This is a genomic window from Streptomyces sp. NPDC101166 (assembly GCF_044768125.1).
GTDB lineage: Bacteria > Actinomycetota > Actinomycetes > Streptomycetales > Streptomycetaceae > Streptomyces.
In genome coordinates this window covers 1-1,222 of record NZ_JBIWPF010000196.1, presented here as the reverse complement: position 1 = coordinate 1,222, position 1,222 = coordinate 1, and the positions used below count along the sequence as shown (strand labels likewise).

Here is a 1,222-nt window from a genome sequence, read left to right as displayed (position 1 = left end):
GTGCGGCAGCGCCGGGTCGACCAGGTGGGTGGCGAAGACGGCGATGGAGGCCGCCAGCGCCTTGGACTGCCCGCCCTGCTTCTGATTACCGCGATTGAAGCGGTCGCGCAGCAGTTCCGGATGCGCGGTGAACATCTTGCGGTAGAACAGCTGGGTGATCTGATCGATGTTCGCCGCCACCAGCGGTAGCGTCGCGCGAATCACCTCGGCGTGCTCGGGTTCCAGTTCGGGGACGGTGTTCAGGGTGGAATCCGGCGCGAGCCTCATGAGGTCTCCTAGATTTCGGTGAGTGCGGCTGCCGGGAACACCGGCATGTGCAGCAGTTCCACGGTGCGCTGATCCACCAGATCGGCCAGGACGTACCGATCGAGTTCGGCATAGAAGGCGTTCTGCGCCTTCGCGAGGACTCCCCGCAAACGACACGCATTCGCAATGGGACACGGATTGTCACCGATGCAGTCGATGACTTCGTTATCACATTCCAGCTGTCGCACAATAGTGCCGATGGTAGTTTTTCGGCCGGCATCGGTCAGGAAAATCCCGCCGGTGCGCCCGCGCTGGGACTCGACATAGCCGAGTTCTGCCAGTTTGGAGACGGCCTTGGCGACGTAGTTCTCCGAGGCGTTCACCTGCCGCGCAATGAGTTTGACGGTGACGCGCTCGTCGGCCCCACTGCTGACCGCCAGGCGCATGAGCGACCGCAAGCCGAGATCGGTGAACCGGGAGAGCTGCATGAGATCCACCGTACTAATTGCGATTAAGAAAAGCCGAATATTTTGACTGTGCCGTCTAATACGCGAAATCGTGCGGATTATGTAAGCCACGCCACATTTCTCAGCGCTTCTTTATCATCGAGTGGCAAATCCCTGGCAGCGTCCGGCACCGCTGCCAGGGATTTCGGTGAGGGATGGCCTCAGGCCGCGACCATCAACTTGGTGCGCGTGGCCAGCCCGTAGTAGATCACCAGCGCCAATCCGCAGCCGATGAACCAGCTGTACTGGGCGGCGGTGTACATGCCGTACACGTCCTTGGCCAGCACCGGGAACACCGCCGCGATGGCGCCGATCACAGTGGCGATCACCGCGACCGGGTTGAATCCCTTGCGGTACCAGTACTTCCCGGTCTCGGCCATGGTGAACAGCTCGTCGACCACGATGGTCTTCTTGCGCACCAGGTAGTAGTCGGCGATGAGCACGCCGAACAGCGGTCCGATGAACGCGCC

At 61.5% G+C, this 1,222-nt stretch carries 2 protein-coding genes and 1 pseudogene; all 3 read right to left on the bottom strand.

The genetic code is table 11. The annotated features are described in order from the left end of the window. Positions 1 to 267: pseudogene (locus tag ACIRS4_RS37670) on the bottom strand (hypothetical protein); the annotation flags it as partial. A gap of 8 nt (positions 268 to 275) precedes the next feature. Further along, positions 276 to 734, bottom strand: a complete 459-nt coding sequence (locus ACIRS4_RS37665; protein WP_404204698.1) for an RrF2 family transcriptional regulator — start codon at positions 732 to 734, stop codon at positions 276 to 278. Positions 735 to 913: 179 nt separating this feature from the next. Then, on the bottom strand, positions 914 to 1,222 hold a 309-nt coding region (locus ACIRS4_RS37660), incomplete at its 5' end, for a cytosine permease (RefSeq protein ID WP_404204696.1).

Excerpts from the sequence above, each read along its gene's own strand:
- ACIRS4_RS37665 (WP_404204698.1), bottom strand. The coding sequence starts at position 734 with ATGCAGCTCTCCCGGTTCACCGATCTCGGCTTGCGGTCGCTCATGCGC.